The organism is Kitasatospora sp. NPDC101235 (assembly GCF_044767505.1).
In the GTDB taxonomy this organism is placed as follows: Bacteria; Actinomycetota; Actinomycetes; order Streptomycetales; family Streptomycetaceae; genus Kitasatospora.
Window position 1 is genome coordinate 133817 of the sequence record NZ_JBIWNZ010000005.1, and the last position, 17535, is coordinate 151351.

Consider the following 17535-nt stretch of genomic DNA (forward strand, 5'->3'; position numbering starts at 1 on the left):
GTGTACGGTGCGGCCCGTCACCGGGCGGCCAGCCGTTCGGCGATGGCGCTCACGGTCCGGGCCCGGAACACCAGTTGCGGGGGGACGCGGCTGCCGGTCTCCCGGGACAGCCGCATCGCGACCCGGACGGCGGCCAACGAGTTGCCGCCGATCCGGAAGAAGTTGTCCTCGCGGCCGACCTCGGCGAGGTCCAGGACCTCGCGCATCGCGTCGGCGACCAGCCGTTCGGCCGCAGTCAGCGGGTCGACGGCGTCGGCGGCCCGGCGCCCGGCGGGGGCGGGCAGCGCCTTGCGGTCCACCTTGCCGTTGTGGTTGAGCGGCAGCGCGTCCAGGACGTCCAGGGTCGCGGGCACCAGGTGCTCGGGCAGCAGGGCGGCCAGGTGGTCGAGCAGCGCGTCCGGGTCGGGGGCGCCCGCGCCGACGGTGACGTAGGCGGCGAGCCGGCGGTCGCCCGGGGCCGGCTCGTGGACGGAGACGGCGGCCTCCCGGACGGCCGGGTGGCGGGTGAGCGCGTCCTCGATCTCGCCGGGCTCGACCCGGAAGCCGCGGACCTTGATCTGGTCGTCGATCCGGCCGGTGACCTCCAGCAGGCCCTCGGCGTTGACGAAGCCGAGGTCCCCGGTGCGGTAGAGGCGCTCGCCGGGGGCGCCGTACGGGGAGGCGACGAAGCGTTCGGCGGTCAGTCCGGGCCGGCCGAGGTAGCCGTGGGCGAGGCCGCCGCCGGTGGCGTACAGCTCGCCGGTCGCGCCGGGCTCGACGGGGCGCAGTCGCTCGTCCAGGACGAGGATGCCCTTGCCGTTGAGCGCGGCGCCGATCGGCACGGAGCCGCCGGTCAGGTCGGCGGGGGTGACCTGGTGGCAGGTGGTCAGGCCGAGGCTCTCCACCGGACCGTAGCCGTTGGCGACCACCAGGCCCGGGTGGTTCTCCAGGGCCTTGGCCACGTGGGGGACGGAGGCCCGCTCGCCGGCGGTGAAGGCGAGCTTCAGTCCGTCGTAGGTCTCCGGGAACTCCTCCAGCAGGAAGTTGAACAGGCTGGCGGACAGCTGGAGCTGGGTGACGCCGTGCCGGCGGGTCAGCTCGGCGATGGTCTGCGGGTCCGGGCGCTGACCGGGCTGGAGGACGCAGCGGCCGCCGAAGCAGAGCGCGCCGTACAACTCCAGTGCGAAGGCGTCCCAGGAGACCGGCGAGCACTGCAGCCAGACCTCGTCCGGGCCGAAGCGGGCGTAGTCCTGGCCGAGGTAGGTGGTGGTGAGCGCGCGGTGCGGGACGCCGACGCCCTTGGGGCGGCCGGTGGAGCCGGAGGTGAACATCACGCAGGCGAGGTCGGCGCCGTCGACCGGCAGGCCGAGGTCGTGCGCCGCGTACCGGGCGAGTTCGGCGGCCGAGGTATCCAGGTCCACCCGGCTGCGGACGGCGAACGGCACGGTGGTGTGCCGGTGGGTGACCACCGTGGCGGCGCCGGTGTCGGCGACCGCGCCGGCCAGCCGCTCGGCCGGGAAGTCCGGGTCGAGCAGGGTGTAGGCGGCGCCGGCCTTGAGGGCCGCCAGCAGCGCGACGACCAGTTCGGGGCCGCGCTCGGCCAGCACGGCAACCGTGTCGCCGCGACCGATGCCCAGGCCCGCCAGGTGGCGGGCGAGCCTGTTCGCGGCGGCGTTCAACTCGCCGTACCCGACGGCCCGTTCGCCGCAGACCAGGGCGACGGCCTGCGGGTCGCGGGCGGCCTGCGCCTCGAACAGGGCGTGCACCGGAACCTCGACGGCGGCGGCCAGGGTGCCGAGCCACTCCTCGCACAGACCGGCCATGGTGGCAGCGGCGAAGAGGTCGCTGTCGTACTCGAAGCGGCCGGTGAAGCCGGTACCGAGGTCGTCCACCGAGACGGACAGGTCGAAGCGGGAGACCGGGTTGGAGTGCAGGGCCCGGGTGACCTCGTGCCCGCCGACCGTGAACGGCCGGGGGTCCAGCGGGTGCAGCTCCAGCAGCACCTGGCAGAGCGGGTTGCGGTCCTCGGGACGCTCGTCGAGCACGGCGTTCGCGATGTCGTCGAAGGGGACCTCCTGGTGCCGGTAGCCGCCGATCGACACCTCGCGCACGTGCCGGACCAGCTCGCGGAAGGAAGCGCCCTCCTCCAGCTTCAGCCGCAGCGGCAGCAGGTTGACGAAGTAGCCGATCAGGCCGTCGAGTTCGGCCCGGCCGCGGACGTTCACCGGCGAGCCGAGCACCAGGTCCCGCTGCCCGGAGCGGCGGTGCAGGGTGAGCGCCAGCCCGGCGAGCAGCACCATGAAGGGGGTGGCGTCCTCGCTGCGGGCGAGCGCCCGGACGGCCTCGGCCACCGGGCCCGGCATGGTGAAGCGGTGGAAGGCTCCGCGGAAGGCCTGCTCCTCGGGGCGGGGGTGGTCCGGCTCCAGTGCCGGCGCGGTCGGCGCATCGCGCAACTGCTCGCGCCAGTAGTCGAGTTGCCGCTCGGCGGTGTCGTCCTGGTACTGCCAGGCCGCGTAGTCGCCGTACTGGACGGCGAGTTCGGGCAGATCGGCGGGGCGCCCCTCGGCCGCCGCGGCGTACAGCTCCTGGAGTTCCGCCTCCAGCACGGCCAGCGAGCCCTCGTCCCAGACGATGTGGTGCAGGAGCAGCAGCAGCGTGGTCGCCCCGCCGGCCCGGAAGACCCGCGCCCGGACCAAGGGCCCCCGCTCCAGGTCGAAGGGCTCCAGCGCGGCCTCGGCGACCAGGGCGTCCACCCGGTCGGCGGTGGTCTCGGTGAGCGTGAACGGCAGCTCCACGGCGGGGTGGACGACCTGGCGCGGACCGTCCTCGGCGAGCTCGAAGGTCGTCCGCAGGCTCTCGTGCCGCGCCACCACCCCCGCCAGCGCCCGCCGCAGCAGCTCGGGGTCGACCGGCCCGGAGAAGCGGAACACCCAGGGCACCACGTAGGTCGGGGCGTCCGGGTTCCACTGGTCGAGGAACCACAGGCCGCGCTGGAACTTGGACAGCGGGGCCTCGTCGGCGCCCGCGCGGACCAGCTCCGGGCGCTCGCCCCCGGCCGCGGAGCTCACCGCGGCGGCGAACTCGGCCAGCGTCGGCGCGTCGAAGATGGTGTACGGCGACACCATGCCGAAGACGTCGAAGACCCGGCCCACCACCCGCACGGCGGTCAGCGAATCGCCGCCCAGGTGGAAGAAGTTGTCGTCGGCGCCGACCTCCGGCACCCCGAGCACGTCCGCCCAGACCGCCGCGATCAGCTGCTCGGCGGGAGTGCGCGGCGGCCGGCCGGCCGGCTTGCCCTCCGGCGTGGTCCGCGGCGCGGGCAGCGCCCCGCGGTCCACCTTGCCGCCGGCCGTCAGCGGGAAGGCCTCCAGTGCGGTCAGCGTCGCCGGGACCATGTGCTCGGGCAGCCGCTCGGCCAGCCAGGCCCTGGCCACGGCGTACTGCGGCGCGGCGCCGGTGACGTACGCGGCCAGCCGGCCCTCGTGCGCGACCACCACGCAGCCGGTGACGCCCGGGTGGCCGGCCAGCACCTGCTCGATCTCGCCGGGCTCGACCCGGAAGCCGCGGATCTTCACCTGGTGGTCGCTGCGGCCGAGGAACTCCAGCGGGCCGTCCTCGGTGGCGCGGCGCACCAGGTCACCGGTGCGGTACATCCGGGCGCCCCGGGCTCCGTGCGGGTCCGTTTCCGCGCCGGGTGCCGCGAACGGGTCCGCGACGAAGCGGCCGGCGGTGAGGCCGGGGCGGCCGAGGTAGCCGGAGGCCAACAGCGGCCCGCCGACGTACAGTTCACCGGCCTCGCCGGGCGGCACCGGGCGCAGCTTCTCGTCGAGCACGTGGAGCCGCCGCCCGCCGACCGCGGTGCCGATCGGCACGCGGGCCTGCGACTGCTCACCGGCCGACCGGTGGGTGGTGGCGGTGACCACGGTCTCGGTCGGCCCGTACGCGTTCAGCAACGGCACCCCGGTCGCCGACCACCAGGCGGCGGCGGTGGCGGGCTCCAGCTTGTCGCTGCCGGAGATCATCAGCCGCAGGGTGCGCGGCACCCGGCCGCCCAGGGCCGCCACCACGTCCTGGAAGTAGCCCGCGGCCAGGTTGGCGACGGTGACGCCCTCGGCGTCCAGCAGGTCCAGCAGCGCGGCCGGGGCGAGGAGTTGCTGCTCCGGCAGGACCAGGCAGGCCCCGGCGGACAGCGCGCCGAGCACCTGCTCCACGGCCACGTCCACGGTCGGGCGGGCGAACTGGAGCACCGCGTCGTGCTCGGTCAGGCCGAAGGTCTCGACCACGGCGGCCAGGTGGCCGGTGAGCGCGGCGAGCGGCACGTGCACGCCCTTGGGGCGGCCGGTGGTGCCGGAGGTGTAGATGACGTAGCCGGCGCCCGCGCTCACGCCCGTCCCGCCGCCGAGGCCGGTGATCTCCTCGCCGTCGAAGGCGAGGTCCGCGCCGGCGTCCTCGGCGATCCAGCGGTTGCGCTCCTCGGGGGCCTCCCGGTCCAGCGGGAGGTAGGTGGCCCCCGCCCGCAGGACCGCCAGCAGCGCGACCACGTGGTCGAGCCGGTCGCGGCCGGTGACGGCGACCGTCCGCCCGGGGGCGAGCCGGGCGGCGAGGGCGGCGGTCAGGCCGTCCAGCTCCCGGTAGCTGACGGTCCGGCCGCCGGCCCGGACGGCGGGCCGCTCCGGGAAGCGGTCGACGGCGGAGGCGAACGGCGCGAATGCGGGCGCCGTGAATTCGACGGGAAAACCGCGTGAGGACATCATCCAGCCCCAGATCGTGAGAGAGAACGGCGACGAGATTGACGATAGGAGGAATTCGACGGCCCTATCGGCAGAAGAACGGGAAGGAAATCGGCAGTTTCTCGGTGCCGAATTCCGCGCGGGTCGTCGACTACCGGCCGACCGGAATTCCGGACCCCTCGGGGGACCAGACGTCCTCCCGGTCCAGGGCCTGCGGAGCGTATTTCCCGAGCGCACTGATCAGCAGCCGGAGTTCCAGCGAGAGACATTCCGTGAAACGGCGGAGCCCGTATTCCGGGTCCTCCGCGACAGCGAGCAGCGCCGCCCGCCCCAGGCCCACCGCACGGGCCCCCAGCGCCAGGCTCTTGACCGCCCGGGCGCCTTCCCAGATCCGCCCGGAGACCAGCAGGGAGGGCGGCGGCGCGGCCGCCAGCCGGCGCAGGCACTCCGCGAGCGGCAGGCCGACGTGCGGCAGGAACACCCCCGGCGCCCAGCCGGTGCCGCCCTCCGCGCCGTCCACCACGACGGCGTCCGCCCCGGCCTCGTGCGCCACCCGGGCGGCCTCGGCCACGTCCCGGCCGGGGTAGAGCTTCACCCAGACCCGCACCCGCGGGTAGTTGTTGCGCATCAGCCGGATCTGCTGGCGCAGGATCTCCGCGGTGAAGGTGCCCGGGGTGGCGGCGCGCAGCACGCGCCCGTCGCCGAACAGTGGATCCAGTCCGAAGCGGTCGCCGAGCGCGGCGGCGGCATCCGCGTCCAGCACGGTCATCCCGCCCAGGCCCGGCTTGGCGCCCTGGCCGACCTTCAACTCGAAGGCCAGACGCCCGGATTCGAGCAGCGGAAGGGCAGCCGGGTCGCTGTGGACGAGGTTCCACACCTCGGCGTCGGCGTCCTCGGTACTCTGCTGGACGGCCACGCCGCCGAGCCCGTCCGGGAGTTCCTCGGTGTAGGCGCGCAGCCGGCCGAGCAGGGTGCGGTCGGCCGCCTCGCCGAGCCGGCCGTAGCCGTTGACCGGCACCACGTTCTCGCCGATCACCATCGGGATCCCGAGCGCCCCGGCCTGCCGGCTCAGGGCCAGTCCGAGGTCGCCGCCGGCCGCCCGGGTGGAGCCGGTCGCGGAGACGTACACCGGCAGCGCCGAGGCGAACCCGCCGACGGTGGTGGCGAGTTCGACGTCCCGGTAGTCGGGCTCGCGGCCGAGGTCGATCAGCTTGGCGAGCCGCTGCGGCAGGAACAGCGGCGGGACGATCCGCAGCGCGTCGAGGGCGTCGGGCGGCGCTGCCTGCTCGGGCCGGCCGGCGCCGAAGAGCACGTGCCCGTACTCCTCGGCCGGCGGGAACGCGGCGGCCGCCCCGGCACGGGCCCGCCGCCGGACCTCCTCCTCCGGAAAACCGGGCGCGGTCAGGTCGCTCACGCCGCCCACCTCGCTGCGCTCGGCAGGGGCATTCGCCCACTCGCCCCTTTCAATGATGAGTTCTCCCCCAGCCTCCGGCCTGGGGGCACCTCCCGGCCGCCAGGCTGGGGGCGGGTGCCCCATCGCTCACTCACGGCGAGACCACCCCCGCGACCTTGGGGAACGCGCTGGCCTGCCAGACGGCGTCCAGCCCGGCGACGTACCGGGTGAGCCGCTCGACCCCGATGCCGAAGCCCGCGCTGGCCGGCACGCCCTCGCGCACCAGGTCCAGGTACCAGCGGTACTTCTGCGGGTTCTCGCCGGTCTCCCTCATCCGGGTGATGATCTCCGCGTAGTCGTTGGTGCGCTGGCTGCCGCTGCACAGCTCGCCGTAGCCCTCGGGCGCGAGCAGGTCGAAGTTCCGCAGCAGGCCCGGGTCGTCCGGGTGCTCGCGGTCGTAGAAGCCGCGTGAGCCCTTCGGGTAGTCGGTGACGAAGAACGGCCGGTCGCTCCGGGCCGACAGCAACGCCTCGCCCTCCCAGTCGAGTTCGGCCTCGACGCTCTGCGGGTGGCCGATGCCGCGCAGTTCGGCCACCGCCTCGGCGTGCCGGACGCGGCCGAACGATCCCTTCAGGAGGTCGGCGAACGCCTGCGGGTCCCGGCCGAGTTCGGCGAACTCCTTGGGCAGTTCGCGCACCGTGCTGCCGACCGCGTGCACCACCAGTTCCTCGGCCAGCTGGACGGCGTCGTCCCGGCTCGCACCGGCGACCTCCACGTCCAACTGGTGGAACTCGGCCAGGTGCCGGCTCGTGCCGGCGGTCTCCAGCGGCTCCAGGCGGACGTTCGGGGCGATGCAGAAGATCTTGTCGAAGGCGAGCAGCGAGGCCTGCTTGTACAGGATCGCGCTGGTCATCAGCTTGTAGCGGTGGCCGTAGAAGTCGATGTCCACCTGCTTGGAGCCGCGCGCGCCGGGGTCGGTGACCGGGCCGATGATCGGCGGCAGCAGCTCGGTGAAGCCCCGTCCGCGCAGGAACTCGCGGGCGGCGGTCAGCAGGTGCTGCTGGATCCGCAGCGCGCTGCGGGTGGCCGGCGCGGTCAGGTGCCGCCCCGGGTCGGTCGGGGGCAGGGGCGTGGTGTCGGGCATGGTCGGGGTCCTCTTCTCTCGGGGTGTCCGTGGTCCGCCGTCGTGAGCGCGGGCGGTCGTCTGTCGTGGAGCGCCGGCCGGGCGGACGGCCCGGCGGCTCGGCGGGAGCGGCGGCGCGCTGGGCATGTCGGCGCGCTGGGCGTGTCAGCGAACCGCGGGCAGGCCTCGGGCCGCGGCCGCGGCCACGGATGCGGACGCATAGGCTGCCTGGCCGTCGTAGCTCCGCTGAACGTGGGAGAGAGCGGCCAGCAGCCCGGCCGAGCCCAGGATCGGCGCGCGGCCACGCTCGACGAGCCCCGCGATCGGCATCGAGCCGACGGCGGACCAGTGCAGCCGCCCGTCCGGGCCCAGGGAGCTGCGGGTCCGCCCGGCGTTGTCGGGGTGCAGGCAGTACGGCACGTCCAGGTAGCCGGCCGCGAACGCCCGCACCAGGGCCCGCCCGAGGTCGGCGTCCAGGTCGAGCACCGCGCCGATCAACGCCCTGGCCTCGGCCTCGATCCCGGTGTCCGGCGGCGCGGCGGGCCGCGGGCGGGCCCGCTCCGCCGTGGCGGCCGCGGCGGCGGTCTCCAGCGCCCGGACGTTCTCGGCGACGGTCGGGATGCGGTGCGCCTCGGCCGTGGTCTTGACGATCAGCCGGGCCGCGCCGCCGCGCACCGCGAGCCGCGCCGCGTCCTCCAGCAGCAGCCGCGCACCGCCGGGCGAGCGAGGGAACACGCCCATGTACGCGTACACCACGAGGTGCCAGTCGACGTCCGTGAGCAGCTCGCCCGCGATCCGGCCGAGCGCGGCCAGCGCCTCCTCGTCCTGGCGGGCGTTGGCCTGCTGGGCGTAGCTGAGCGAGATGCTGCGCAGCCCGTGCCGGCGGAAGAACAGCGCCTCCAGCACGCTGACGGCGATCAGCAGCGAGGGCGGGCAGAGCTGTCCCATCAGGCAGCCGCCGAACGTCTCCAGGTGCGGCTCGGCGCCGAACTCCCGGAGGCTTGCCAGGAGTTCGCAGCTGCGCCGCCAGCGGGCCACCGCCTCGTGGAGCGGGGTGCGGCCGTACGGCAGGCAGTAGGAGACCGGTCCGCCCTCGGTGGCGTCGAGACCGGCCGCCAGCAGCGCCTCGAAGATCCGCTCCGGTGCGGCCGAGCCGTGCCGGACCTGCACCGGGAAGCCCGCGTCCGCCACTCCGTGCAGCACCGCCCGGGTGACCTCGACCGGGTGGGTGGCGATCGGGTAGCCGTTGAGGCCCGCCCCGACGGCCAGGGCGCGCCGCGCGGCCGCGAGGTCGCCGGTACGGGTGTAGCTGTCCAGGGTGATGGTGCCGACGGTGACGGCGGCCGCCGCCCGGGTGGCGAGCAGGCCCTCCCGCATCCGGGCCGCGTCCGCCATTCCCATCCGAGGCTGGACCACGAGGGCGCCGGCCTCGGCGGCCTGCGCCACGAACGCGCCGAAGCCCGTCCCGGCAGGACCCGACCCGGCAGGACCCGTCACAGCAGGACCCCGGAGCGCAGTCCGCCGACGAACTCGCGGAACCCGGCCACCGCGGCGCCCTCCTCGAAGACCGCGTCGAAGCCGGCCGCCAGCAGGGTCCGCTCGCGGTCGGGGTCGTCGGCTCCGGCGATGCCGAGCTTGCCGCCGATGACGGTCGGGGTGCGCCGCAGTTCCGGGCAGGCACGCAGGGCCTGGATCACCCGCAGGCCCTCCTGGTGGCCGTGCCCGTTGACGCTGCTGATCACGATCAGGTCCGGTTCCGTCCGGCGGCATTCGGAGAGCAGCAGCGCGTCCGGGACGCACGCGCCAAGATTCGTCACCCGGTGGCCCATCTCCTCCAGCAGGAACTGGAGGAACACCAGGTTCCAGGTGTGCGAATCCGAGGCCATCGTCGTCACGACGACGTCCAGACCGTCCTGTTCGGCATTTCCGTGCTCCACAACTCAGCCCTCATCGGTAGAGATCGTCGATGGCATTCCGGCGCGCGTGTCGCGGCGGCCCCGCCCACGGAGAACGCTAGGAACGATCGGGCCCGGCAAGCGGCAGCTCCTGCGGCATTAAGCGGCAGAATCGGCGGGATCTGCGGGATCTGCGGGATCGGCGGAATCAGCGCCCGGTCGCCGCGGCGCGGCGCGGCCGGCCCGCACCGGCCGGCCCGCGACGCACGCCCCCTCGACGGTCAGCCCGCGACGGCCAGCAGCGGGACGTCCCCGCCCGAACCGAGCCGGACCGCGGGCTCCTCCCGGACGAGGCGCCGGCACAGGTTGAGCACCGTGAAGCGCACGCCGTCCCGGGTGGGCACGCTGCGGATCAGCCCGCGCGACAGCAGTTCGTGCACCGTGGCCAGGCAGGTCTGGAGCGCCCAGCCGCTGCGGACCACCGCGTCCTCCCCCGACCAGTCCCCCGGCTCGTCCACGAGCACGTCCAGCAGGGCGCGCTGACGGTCCGTCAGTTGCCGGATGGCCGGCTCCACCTCGTCCCGCAGGTCGCCGCGCGCGCCGAACACCACCGGCGGCGCCGCCAGCGTGAACGGGACGGCCCCCAGCCGAGCCACCAGCTGGGAGGTGGACTGCACCAGCGCCCACCCCGCCGCCCGCTCCAGCGCGCCCGGCAGGCCGTCCAGGCGGCGGCAGAGCTCCGCGACGGCGGGCGCCTCGGTGCGCTCCAGGGTGTAGCCGGGACGCAGCCGGCGCAGGTGCGACAGCAGCAGCCGGACGGCCCCGACCTGCGCCAACGCCTCGGGTTCGGCGTCGAGTTCGGGCGCCGGGACGGGCAGCGGAGCGAGCGGGATGACCTGGCCGCCGGGCAGCGGCCGGGCCTGTCGGGCGGTGATCAGCACCCGCAGCCCGGGGCAGTGGTGGAACAGCCCGTCCAGCTGCCCGGCGTCCACCCCGCCGTCCGCGCCGTCCAGCACCAGCAGGGCGGGCCGGTCACCGATGTCCCGGACGAGGTCGTCCAGCCGTCCGCGCCAGAGGTGCGGGCCACCGCCGCAGTCCACCCAGCGCACCGACCAGCGGACGGCCAGGTGCAGCCGGCGGGCCACCTCCAGGGCGAGCCGGGACTTGCCCACCCCGCCGAGGCCCACCAGCGACACCAGCCGGTCCCCGTGCACGGCGAAGGCGTCGGCCAGCACCTCGGCCTCCGTCTCCCGGCCGACGATCGCCCCGCGCGCCACCGGCGGGGCGGCCGGCTCGGCCACCGGCTCGTCCACGAGCGGGTGCCGGCGGGCGGCCTCCTCGAAGTCCGTCCGGCTGCGGCCCTCCAGCCGCAGCGCGTCCGCCAGCAGCCGGACGGTCTCGTTGCGGGGCCGGCGCACCCGGCCGCTCTCCATGTCCCGGATCGCCCGTACGCTCAGGGTCGCGTGATCGGCCAGGCACTGCTGGGTCAGTCCGACCCGCTCGCGCCGTAGCCGCAGCAGCTCGCCGAAGCCCGCCGCCGTTCTCACCGCTTGCACCGACTGCCCGCCGTCCATGCCTCGTCTGCCCTTCGTGGTCCGGACTCCTCCTGGGGGCGGGTCCGGCGGCGGCGTCAGCGCCGGGTGCCCGCGCGGCCCGTTGGTCCGGCCGCGCGGGACCCGGTGGTCAGGCTGTGGCCGCCGAACCCGGTCCCTCCGGTTCCCGATGCTCCAGGCTCGCCGTCTATGCCCGATCAACGGCCGATCACCGGCCCTACCCATGACCTTCACCCGGGCCTCACAGCCTGCCCCGCCACGCGGCCCGAGCCCGCTCCCGGCCCGGCCCGGCGGTCAGGCATCGTGTACGGACGCCGTCCCGTCCCGGCCGATCGCGGTGGTCCCGTTCCCGCAGGCAGGCCGGCGGTGCCCCGCCCGGTGGACACGGACCGGCCCGGATCCTGGACGGATGCCGGGATCCGGGCCGGTCACGCTGTCAGGGACAGGCGTTCTCGGAGGTCAGACGGTCGCCTTCTCGATGCCGCCGACGCACAGCGCCCAGATGACGAAGGCGTCGATCGCGATCAGGACGATGGCCCAGGCCGGGTAGTAGGGCAGCCACAGGAAGTTGGCGATCATTCCCAGCCCGGCGACGACGATACCGGTGACACGGGCCCAGACGGCGCCGCTGAAGACCGCGATGCCCGTCACGACGATGACGACCCCGAGGATGAGGTGGATCCACCCCCACCCCGCGGAGTTCAGCGAGTACACGTAGTTGCGGGTGACGAAAACCAGGTCGTCCTTGCCGATGGCGGAGATCCCCTCGAAGATCGCCATCAGGCCGCCGGTGATCAGCATGACTCCCGCGAAGATGGTCCACCCGGTCGCATAGGGATGCCGTTGGGGTTGAGGGATCTGGCTGCTACTGCCGACTCCGGAAACGCTGCTGGTCATGACAGTGACTCCTTCGGTGGGAACCGCCTCACGGGCAGCGGGAGGCGGGACGGTGGAGCAGCTGGTCGCAGGTGCTCCGGGGACGCGACACCCGTCCGGTTCCCGACCGGTGCGGGTGCGGGTTCGGGGAGGAGGAGATCAGTGGCGCGCAGGAGTGCGAGGACTCGGCGGAGCCCTGGCCGGACACCGACGAGACGGAACTCGACGTGTCGCAGGCCTGACGCCCGCCGGGCCTGGAGGAGGGCGCGCAGACCGGAGGCGTCGCAGAAGGTGAGGGCGGAGACGTCGAGGTCCAGCCGGGACGGACCGGCCGCCAGGGCCCGGGAGACGGCATCGGTCACGAGCGGCCCGGTGGCCATGTCGAGTTCGCCCACCAGCGACACCAGCACGGTGTCCCGGTACGGCCCGGTCTCGGCGCGCAGTAGGTCGTCGGCTCGCATGGCCACCGCCTGGGAAGCTCGGCTGACGGAAGGACCCGGAACGGCGGTCCTACGTTCACGGTAGAACCGGATCCCCGTCCTGTCGTGGGACGGACGGACCGCGGCGGTGGCCCGCCCGACCGCATGGAGCCTGTTCAGCTGTCCTCCCGCGGGTTCTCGGCGCTGACCCGTCCGGACGCCGCGAGCAGCGCCAGGACGGCGAGGACGGCGAGGAGCACCAGGACGAGCAGCAGCACGGTCAGCACCGTCGGGTGGTTCCAGAGGGCGAACACCAGGGCCACGATCAGCAGCGCCGCGAGGGCGAGCCGGCGGCGGTGGGCGTCGGTCCAGGTGCCGGCCCGCCCGGTGTGCACGCCGTGCGCGCCGCCCCAGCGGGCGACCGAGTCCGCGGTCCGGTCGGCCCGGCCGCGAAGGGTGCGCGGCAGCCGTCCCGCCCCGGAGAGGTAGGCGCCGAGCGCCACCACCACGCCCAGGACGATCGCGGTGCGCAGACTGACCCGCAGGAACGTCACCAGCGTGTCGAAGATCGCGCCCGCGGCGGCCGGGGACTGCACGTCGGGCGGCAGGTGGTCGAGATAATAGTGCCGGGCGATCACCAGGGCGATCGCCGTCAGCAGGCAGGCCCCGGCCGCTCCGAGCGTCGCGGACGCCAGGGCCCGGCGTCGGCGCCGTGCCAGCAGGACACCGACCAGACCGAGCAGCACGGTGATCACCGGCACCCAGTTGCCCACCACGTCCAGGGCGTGCGCGGCACCGCGGGCCTTGGCCAGTTCGTCGGACTGGAACAGCACCATCTGCTTGTTCACGTGCGGGATGTACGCGGCCGGCGTCAGACCCGCGGCGACCAGGTCCTCCTTCAGCCGGTCCACGGCCGTCCCGATGTCGAGGGTGACCGTGCCGTCGTCGACCTCGACCGCGCCACGGCCGTGTCCGGTCAGGGCCTTGACCACGGCCGTGTGGGCGACGCGGTTCGCCTGCGTCCAGACGGTGGCGAAGGCGTCGCTCTGCACCACCCCGGTCGCAGCCTTGGTGACCACCTGGTCCACCGCGTCGTCGAGCTTGGGCCCCAGCGCCTTGACCGCCGACGCGGCCCGGGGCGGCAGCCCCTGCGACTGCAGCCAGGCTGCCACGTCGGCGGCGACCGCCGGGCCGTCCACCTTCACGTCCACCGCCTCCGTGAGCCGTTTGACCGCGGCGTCCTGGACGGCGGGATCGGTGGCCAGCGGCGCGACCGTGGCGACGTACCGGCCGGTGTCCAGCACGATGTCGTGCGCCCAGACGGTGAGCAGCGAGACCGGCACCAGGATGCAGGTCAACGTGATCAGCACGGCCGAGACGGTACTCATGGCGATCCGGCCCGCCCGGGAGGAGCGCCCGGGGCCCGAGGGGGCGCCCTCGTTCGCCGGCCTGCCCGTCGGGGGCTCGGGCGGCTGGGGTTCACTCGGCCCGTCCAACGGCTCTCCCGGCATTCGCTCCGCGGCGATGGCGCCGCTGCACACCATTCACGCCGCAGGGTCCCTCGTCCGGCACGCCGGACTGGGCCGCCCGGACGAACGAGGCGGCGGGTCGGCCACCCCGTACACCCGGCCCGCAGCGCGCCGGCACCGGGCCGCTCCCTCACCCGGTGCGAGTGATCCGCGGGCAGGACGGCGGCCCTACCGTCGAAGCAGCGCCTCGCCCGGCGAGCCGGGCGGGGGACTCCGCCCGCCCCGCACTCGACGGTGGTACGGCGGCGGCATCACCCGCTCGGGGCCGTTCAGTGCCCGACAGCCACCTTGGCCGCCACGATGACCAGGCCCAGGAGCAGGTTGACCGCGCCCTCGACGACGGCCGGACCCACCGCGGCACCGGCCCGGCGGGCGCCCAGCGTCGCCCAGGCCACCTGCTGTGCCACGGCGACACCGAGCGCGAGCCAGGCGTTCTCCCCCGCCCCGAGCCAGGGACTGACCAGCACCGCCAGGGCCGGCAGCGCCGACGCCTCGACGAGTGGCCACTCGTGCCGGCCGACCTCGCGCACCTGCCCCCAGGTGACCCGGCGGCCGGCCTCGCGCTGTCCTGCCACGTGCGCGTAGACGTGGGCGGCCCAGAAGACGATCCCGGTGATCACCAGCAGCAGGATCAGCGACAGCCGCGGGTGCGGTTCGTGGACGCTGGAGGCCGCGATCACGGAGGCGGCGAGCATCGAGCCGTACACCGCGCCGGCGTAGTCCGTCCGGTTCCCGGGCCCGCCCGGGGCCGGTCCGGGCGGGGCGGGGGTACGACTGCGGGACATGGTCACGACGCCTCCTCCCGTCCCCGCGTCGGAGACGACCGATGGGTCCGTTACGGCCATCATCGCCGCTTCCCCGGGTTCCGGCCTCACCTCCGCAGATGGATCCGGGCGCGGCCGACCGCCCCGCACCGATGGCACGCGGTCGCTGCCCCGTCCGGACGGACCGCGCTGCCCGGGCCGCCCCGGTAGGTACGGACATGACGCCGGCACCACCCGGAGCCACGGCCGACCCGTGCCGGCGGGTGCCTGACCGGAAGCCCGCGCGGCCGGGTCGCCCGTCGTGGGCCGGTGCGTTGCGCCGAACGGCGGGCCGCCCGAGGTGCAGCACCCCGTCGCGTCGCCCAGTCTTGGACGGAATCCGGGGTGCTCGAGCCGACGACGAGCCGCAGCGGACCGGGGTGCAGGCATCGGCCGGAGGGAGCGCGCAGTGGCGGCACGGCGTGGTCGGACCAGCCGCGCCGACTGGATCCGCACCAGGTCCGCCTGGCTGCGGGGGCGGACGGCCACCCTGCACGAGGTCCCGTTCCTGCGGCGACTCGCCGCCCAGCTGCTCCACATCCACGTCCTGGACATGGCCACCCGCCTCGCGGCCCAGACGTTCCTGACCGCCATCCCGGTGCTGTTCGCCCTGGCCGCCTTCATGCCCCAGGAGGTGCGCAGCAGCGCCTCCGAGTCCCTGCGCATCGTCCTGGGGATCCAGGGCGCCTCACTCGACGCGGTCAAGGGGGCGCTCCAGCCCGGCGAACCGAGCTCCACCACCCACACCTACGGCGCCATCGGCATCCTGGTGACCCTGCTCTCGGCCACGAGTTGCAGCCGCATCCTGCAACGCCTGTGCGAGCGGAGCTGGCACCTGCCCCATCTGGCGGGGCGGCTGGCAGCATGGCGGTGGCCGGCCTGGCTCCTGGTGTGGCTCACCGCCCTGGTTCTCCAGGGTCAGGTGCGGACCGGGTTCGGCGCGGGCGAGGGCCTCGGGGGCGTGCTCTACCTGATCACGGCCGCTCTGCTGTGGTGGTGGACCCAGCACCTGCTGCTCGGCGGCCGCGTTCCCTGGCTCCCGCTACTGCCGGGGGCCGTGCTGACCGGTGCCGGGTTGACGGCGTTCGCATGGGTGTCACAGCTCTACATCCCCCGCTCGCTGAACCGCAGCGTGACCCAGTTCGGCCCGCTCGGCATGGTCTTCACCCTGCTCAGCTGGCTCATCGTGGCATTCACGGTCATCACGCTCGGGATCGGCGTCGGGTACGTGGTGGCGGGCCAGGGGCGGCTGGCCCGGCTGCTGGCGACTCCGGAGCCGGCCCCGGAGGACGAGGACTGAGGACCGAAGGGGCGTACGGCCGCCGGCCGGCGGGACCCGACGCCCCTCTGCCAGGCCGGACGACGTCGTCCAGGATGGGGTTGTCCGTGATCCGCGCTCGCCACGCGCCGTCCACCCTGAGGTGAGCACCACGTGACCTGACTCCGCCCGGGACCGCCCCCTCGGCCCGGCCCGACCGCTTGACCTTGACACAGTGACAAGGCCTTCACTGCTGCCAAGGAGGTGGTCCTGTTGACCAGACCGGAAGAGAACACGGACACGACACGGGCGCTCGGGGCACTGGAGCACGACGACTCGTCGGTCCGTCTGCGGGCGGCGATGGCCGTCGGCACGGCCCCGGACCCGGGGTACGTCGGCGGGCTCGTCGAACGGTGCGCGGTCGAGCCCGAGTTCTCCGTGCGCGAGATGCTCACCTGGGCACTCACCCGGCACGAGGCGGCCCTGACGCTCCCGCTGCTGCTCGGCGAGGTCCGCTCGGAGCGTGCGCAGGCACGGAGCCAGGCCCTGCACACACTGTCCAAGATCGGGGACCGGCGGGCGTGGCCGGCGATCACGCCCGCGCTGCTGGCCGACGCCGACGAGGAGGTGGCCCGCAGCGCCTGGCGGGCCGCGGTCGTGCTCGTACCCGAGGGTGGCGGGCGCGCGTTGGCCGTAGTGTTGGCGGGTCAGCTCGGGCGCGGCGGGCACGAGACGCAGCTGAGCCTCAGCCGGGCGCTGATCGCGCTCGGGGAGGTGATGCTGCCGACGCTGAACGCCGCGACCACGGACCTCGACCCCCGGGTGCGCGCGCACGCGCTCGCCACCGAACGGCTGTGGCGCGACCCGGATGCCGGATTCGAGTTCGCGATCGAGGAGGCGAAGCGCACGGTGGCCCTCGGCGGGGGCGGCCGGGAGGGACGGTAGGCAGTGTTGATCGGCGACGTCGCGCGGCGGTCCGGGGTCAGCGCCCGCATGCTCAGGCACTACGAATCGCTCGGGCTGGTGCGGCCGACGGGGCGCACCGGCTCCGGCTACCGCCGGTACTCGGACGAGGACATCCGGCGGATCTTCCACGTCGAGAGCCTGCGGTCGCTGGGCCTGTCGCTGCGCGACGTCGGGCGGGCGCTCGACGACCCCGGCTTCGCGCCCGCGGAGCTCGTGGACGACCTCATCCGACGGACCCGCGAGCGCATCGCGGCGGAGACCGAGCTGCTCACCCGGCTCCGGCGGATCGACGCCGCGGAACCCGCCGGCTGGGAGGAGGTCCTGCGGGTCGTCGCGCTGCTCCAGGCCCTGGAGTCGAAGAGCCCGGGGGCGCGCCAGCGCGCGGCCCTGTCCGCGGGCGAGGACGCTCCGGTGCCGGTGGAGGCACTGGTCGAGGCCGTACTGGGCGAATCGGACGCGAACGTCGCCGGAGCCCTCCGCTGGGCTCTGGCGCAGGCGGGCGGGGAAGGGACGGCGCTGCTCGCGGAGGGCCTGCGCTCACCCGCGGCCGAGGTGCGCGAACGTGCCGTCCGGTCCCTCGCCGAGCTGCCGGACGGGAAGGCGACCGCCCTGCTGCGGGACGCCCTCAAGAATCCCGACGCCGTGGTCCGCAGGTACGCGGCCCTGGCGCTCGGAGCCCGCGGCGTGGCCGACGCGGTCCCGACGCTCATCGGCATGATCGTCGAGGCAGTGAACGACGCCGACGCGGCCGACGCCCTGGGCGCACTGGCGAGCGACCCCGCGCTGACGGACCGGATCGCCACCGGGCTCGTCGACCGCCTCGCCCACGACACCGTCGGACCGGACGCCCGCCGACGGCTGACCCAGGCGCTCGCGGACGTCCCGGGAGGCACGACGTCCCGCGCCCTGGAGGAACTCTCACAGGACGAGGACCGTGCGGTGGCGCTGACCGCGACGTACATTCTCAAGCTGCGCAACACGCGGTAGCGGGTCGGCTTCGGGGGCGGGTTC

The 17535-nt window shown here is 74.7% G+C and carries 13 protein-coding genes; 3 read left to right on the plus strand and 10 right to left on the minus strand.

All coding sequences use genetic code 11. From position 1 onward, the window contains the following. Nucleotides 1–17: 17 nt before the first annotated feature. From ACIRRH_RS11085 to ACIRRH_RS11130, 10 genes are all read right to left on the minus strand, one after another. Nucleotides 18–4733, minus strand: coding sequence for an amino acid adenylation domain-containing protein (locus tag ACIRRH_RS11085; protein WP_403064989.1), 4716 nt, complete (start codon nt 4731–4733; stop codon nt 18–20). A gap of 127 nt (nt 4734–4860) precedes the next feature. Then, on the minus strand, nt 4861–6123 hold the full coding sequence (locus ACIRRH_RS11090) for a glutamate synthase-related protein (protein ID WP_403064992.1): 1263 nt from the start codon (nt 6121–6123) through the stop codon (nt 4861–4863). 130 nt (nt 6124–6253) lie between these two features. Next, complete coding sequence (locus ACIRRH_RS11095; RefSeq protein WP_403064993.1) at nt 6254–7246, minus strand: asparagine synthetase A; 993 nt, start codon at nt 7244–7246, stop codon at nt 6254–6256. A gap of 144 nt (nt 7247–7390) precedes the next feature. Then, nucleotides 7391–8722 carry a methylaspartate mutase gene (locus tag ACIRRH_RS11100; protein ID WP_403064996.1) on the minus strand — a complete coding sequence of 444 codons (1332 nt, stop codon included), beginning with the start codon at nt 8720–8722 and terminating at the stop codon, nt 7391–7393. After that, entirely contained in the window at nt 8719–9111 is a 393-nt protein-coding gene (locus ACIRRH_RS11105; protein ID WP_403065523.1) for a cobalamin B12-binding domain-containing protein, read from the minus strand. Before ACIRRH_RS11105 ends, ACIRRH_RS11100 begins: the two co-directional genes overlap by 4 nt. A 290-nt stretch (nt 9112–9401) precedes the next feature. Then, nucleotides 9402–10667 carry a helix-turn-helix domain-containing protein gene (locus ACIRRH_RS11110; RefSeq protein WP_403064999.1) on the minus strand — a complete coding sequence of 422 codons (1266 nt, stop codon included), beginning with the start codon at nt 10665–10667 and terminating at the stop codon, nt 9402–9404. A 465-nt stretch (nt 10668–11132) separates the two neighbouring features. Beyond that, nucleotides 11133–11570: a hypothetical protein gene (locus ACIRRH_RS11115; RefSeq protein ID WP_403065002.1), complete on the minus strand. Its 438-nt coding sequence runs from the start codon at nt 11568–11570 to the stop codon at nt 11133–11135. Beyond that, the gene (locus ACIRRH_RS11120; protein ID WP_403065005.1) at nt 11567–12010 is read right to left on the minus strand and encodes an STAS domain-containing protein; all 444 of its coding nucleotides are present in this window, start codon (nt 12008–12010) and stop codon (nt 11567–11569) included. The genes ACIRRH_RS11115 and ACIRRH_RS11120 overlap by 4 nt, the downstream gene beginning before the upstream one ends. 134 nt (nt 12011–12144) lie before the next feature. Beyond that, complete coding sequence (locus ACIRRH_RS11125; RefSeq protein ID WP_403065008.1) at nt 12145–13338, minus strand: hypothetical protein; 1194 nt, start codon at nt 13336–13338, stop codon at nt 12145–12147. 428 nt (nt 13339–13766) lie between these two features. Continuing rightward, nucleotides 13767–14282: a hypothetical protein gene (locus tag ACIRRH_RS11130; protein ID WP_403065011.1), complete on the minus strand. Its 516-nt coding sequence runs from the start codon at nt 14280–14282 to the stop codon at nt 13767–13769. A gap of 427 nt (nt 14283–14709) precedes the next feature. Between ACIRRH_RS11130 and ACIRRH_RS11135 the strand changes: the two genes are divergently transcribed. The 3 genes from ACIRRH_RS11135 to ACIRRH_RS11145 all read left to right on the plus strand — a co-directional run bounded on the left by ACIRRH_RS11135 (nt 14710) and on the right by ACIRRH_RS11145 (nt 17511). Further along, on the plus strand, nt 14710–15600 hold the full coding sequence (locus tag ACIRRH_RS11135) for a ribonuclease BN (protein ID WP_403065014.1): 891 nt from the start codon (nt 14710–14712) through the stop codon (nt 15598–15600). A gap of 222 nt (nt 15601–15822) precedes the next feature. Then, entirely contained in the window at nt 15823–16503 is a 681-nt protein-coding gene (locus ACIRRH_RS11140; RefSeq protein ID WP_403065017.1) for a HEAT repeat domain-containing protein, read from the plus strand. 3 nt (nt 16504–16506) lie between these two features. Beyond that, on the plus strand, nt 16507–17511 hold the full coding sequence (locus ACIRRH_RS11145; RefSeq protein ID WP_403065020.1) for a HEAT repeat domain-containing protein: 1005 nt from the start codon (nt 16507–16509) through the stop codon (nt 17509–17511). The last annotated feature ends 24 nt before the right edge of the window (nt 17512–17535 follow it).

Excerpts from the sequence above, each read along its gene's own strand:
- ACIRRH_RS11085 (WP_403064989.1), bottom strand. The coding sequence starts at position 4,733 with ATGATGTCCTCACGCGGTTTTCCCGTCGAATTCACGGCGCCCGCATTC.
- ACIRRH_RS11095 (WP_403064993.1), bottom strand. The coding sequence starts at position 7,246 with ATGCCCGACACCACGCCCCTGCCCCCGACCGACCCGGGGCGGCACCTG.
- ACIRRH_RS11105 (WP_403065523.1), bottom strand. The coding sequence starts at position 9,111 with ATGGCCTCGGATTCGCACACCTGGAACCTGGTGTTCCTCCAGTTCCTG.
- ACIRRH_RS11115 (WP_403065002.1), bottom strand. The coding sequence starts at position 11,570 with ATGACCAGCAGCGTTTCCGGAGTCGGCAGTAGCAGCCAGATCCCTCAA.
- ACIRRH_RS11120 (WP_403065005.1), bottom strand. The coding sequence starts at position 12,010 with ATGCGAGCCGACGACCTACTGCGCGCCGAGACCGGGCCGTACCGGGAC.
- ACIRRH_RS11130 (WP_403065011.1), bottom strand. The coding sequence starts at position 14,282 with ATGTCCCGCAGTCGTACCCCCGCCCCGCCCGGACCGGCCCCGGGCGGG.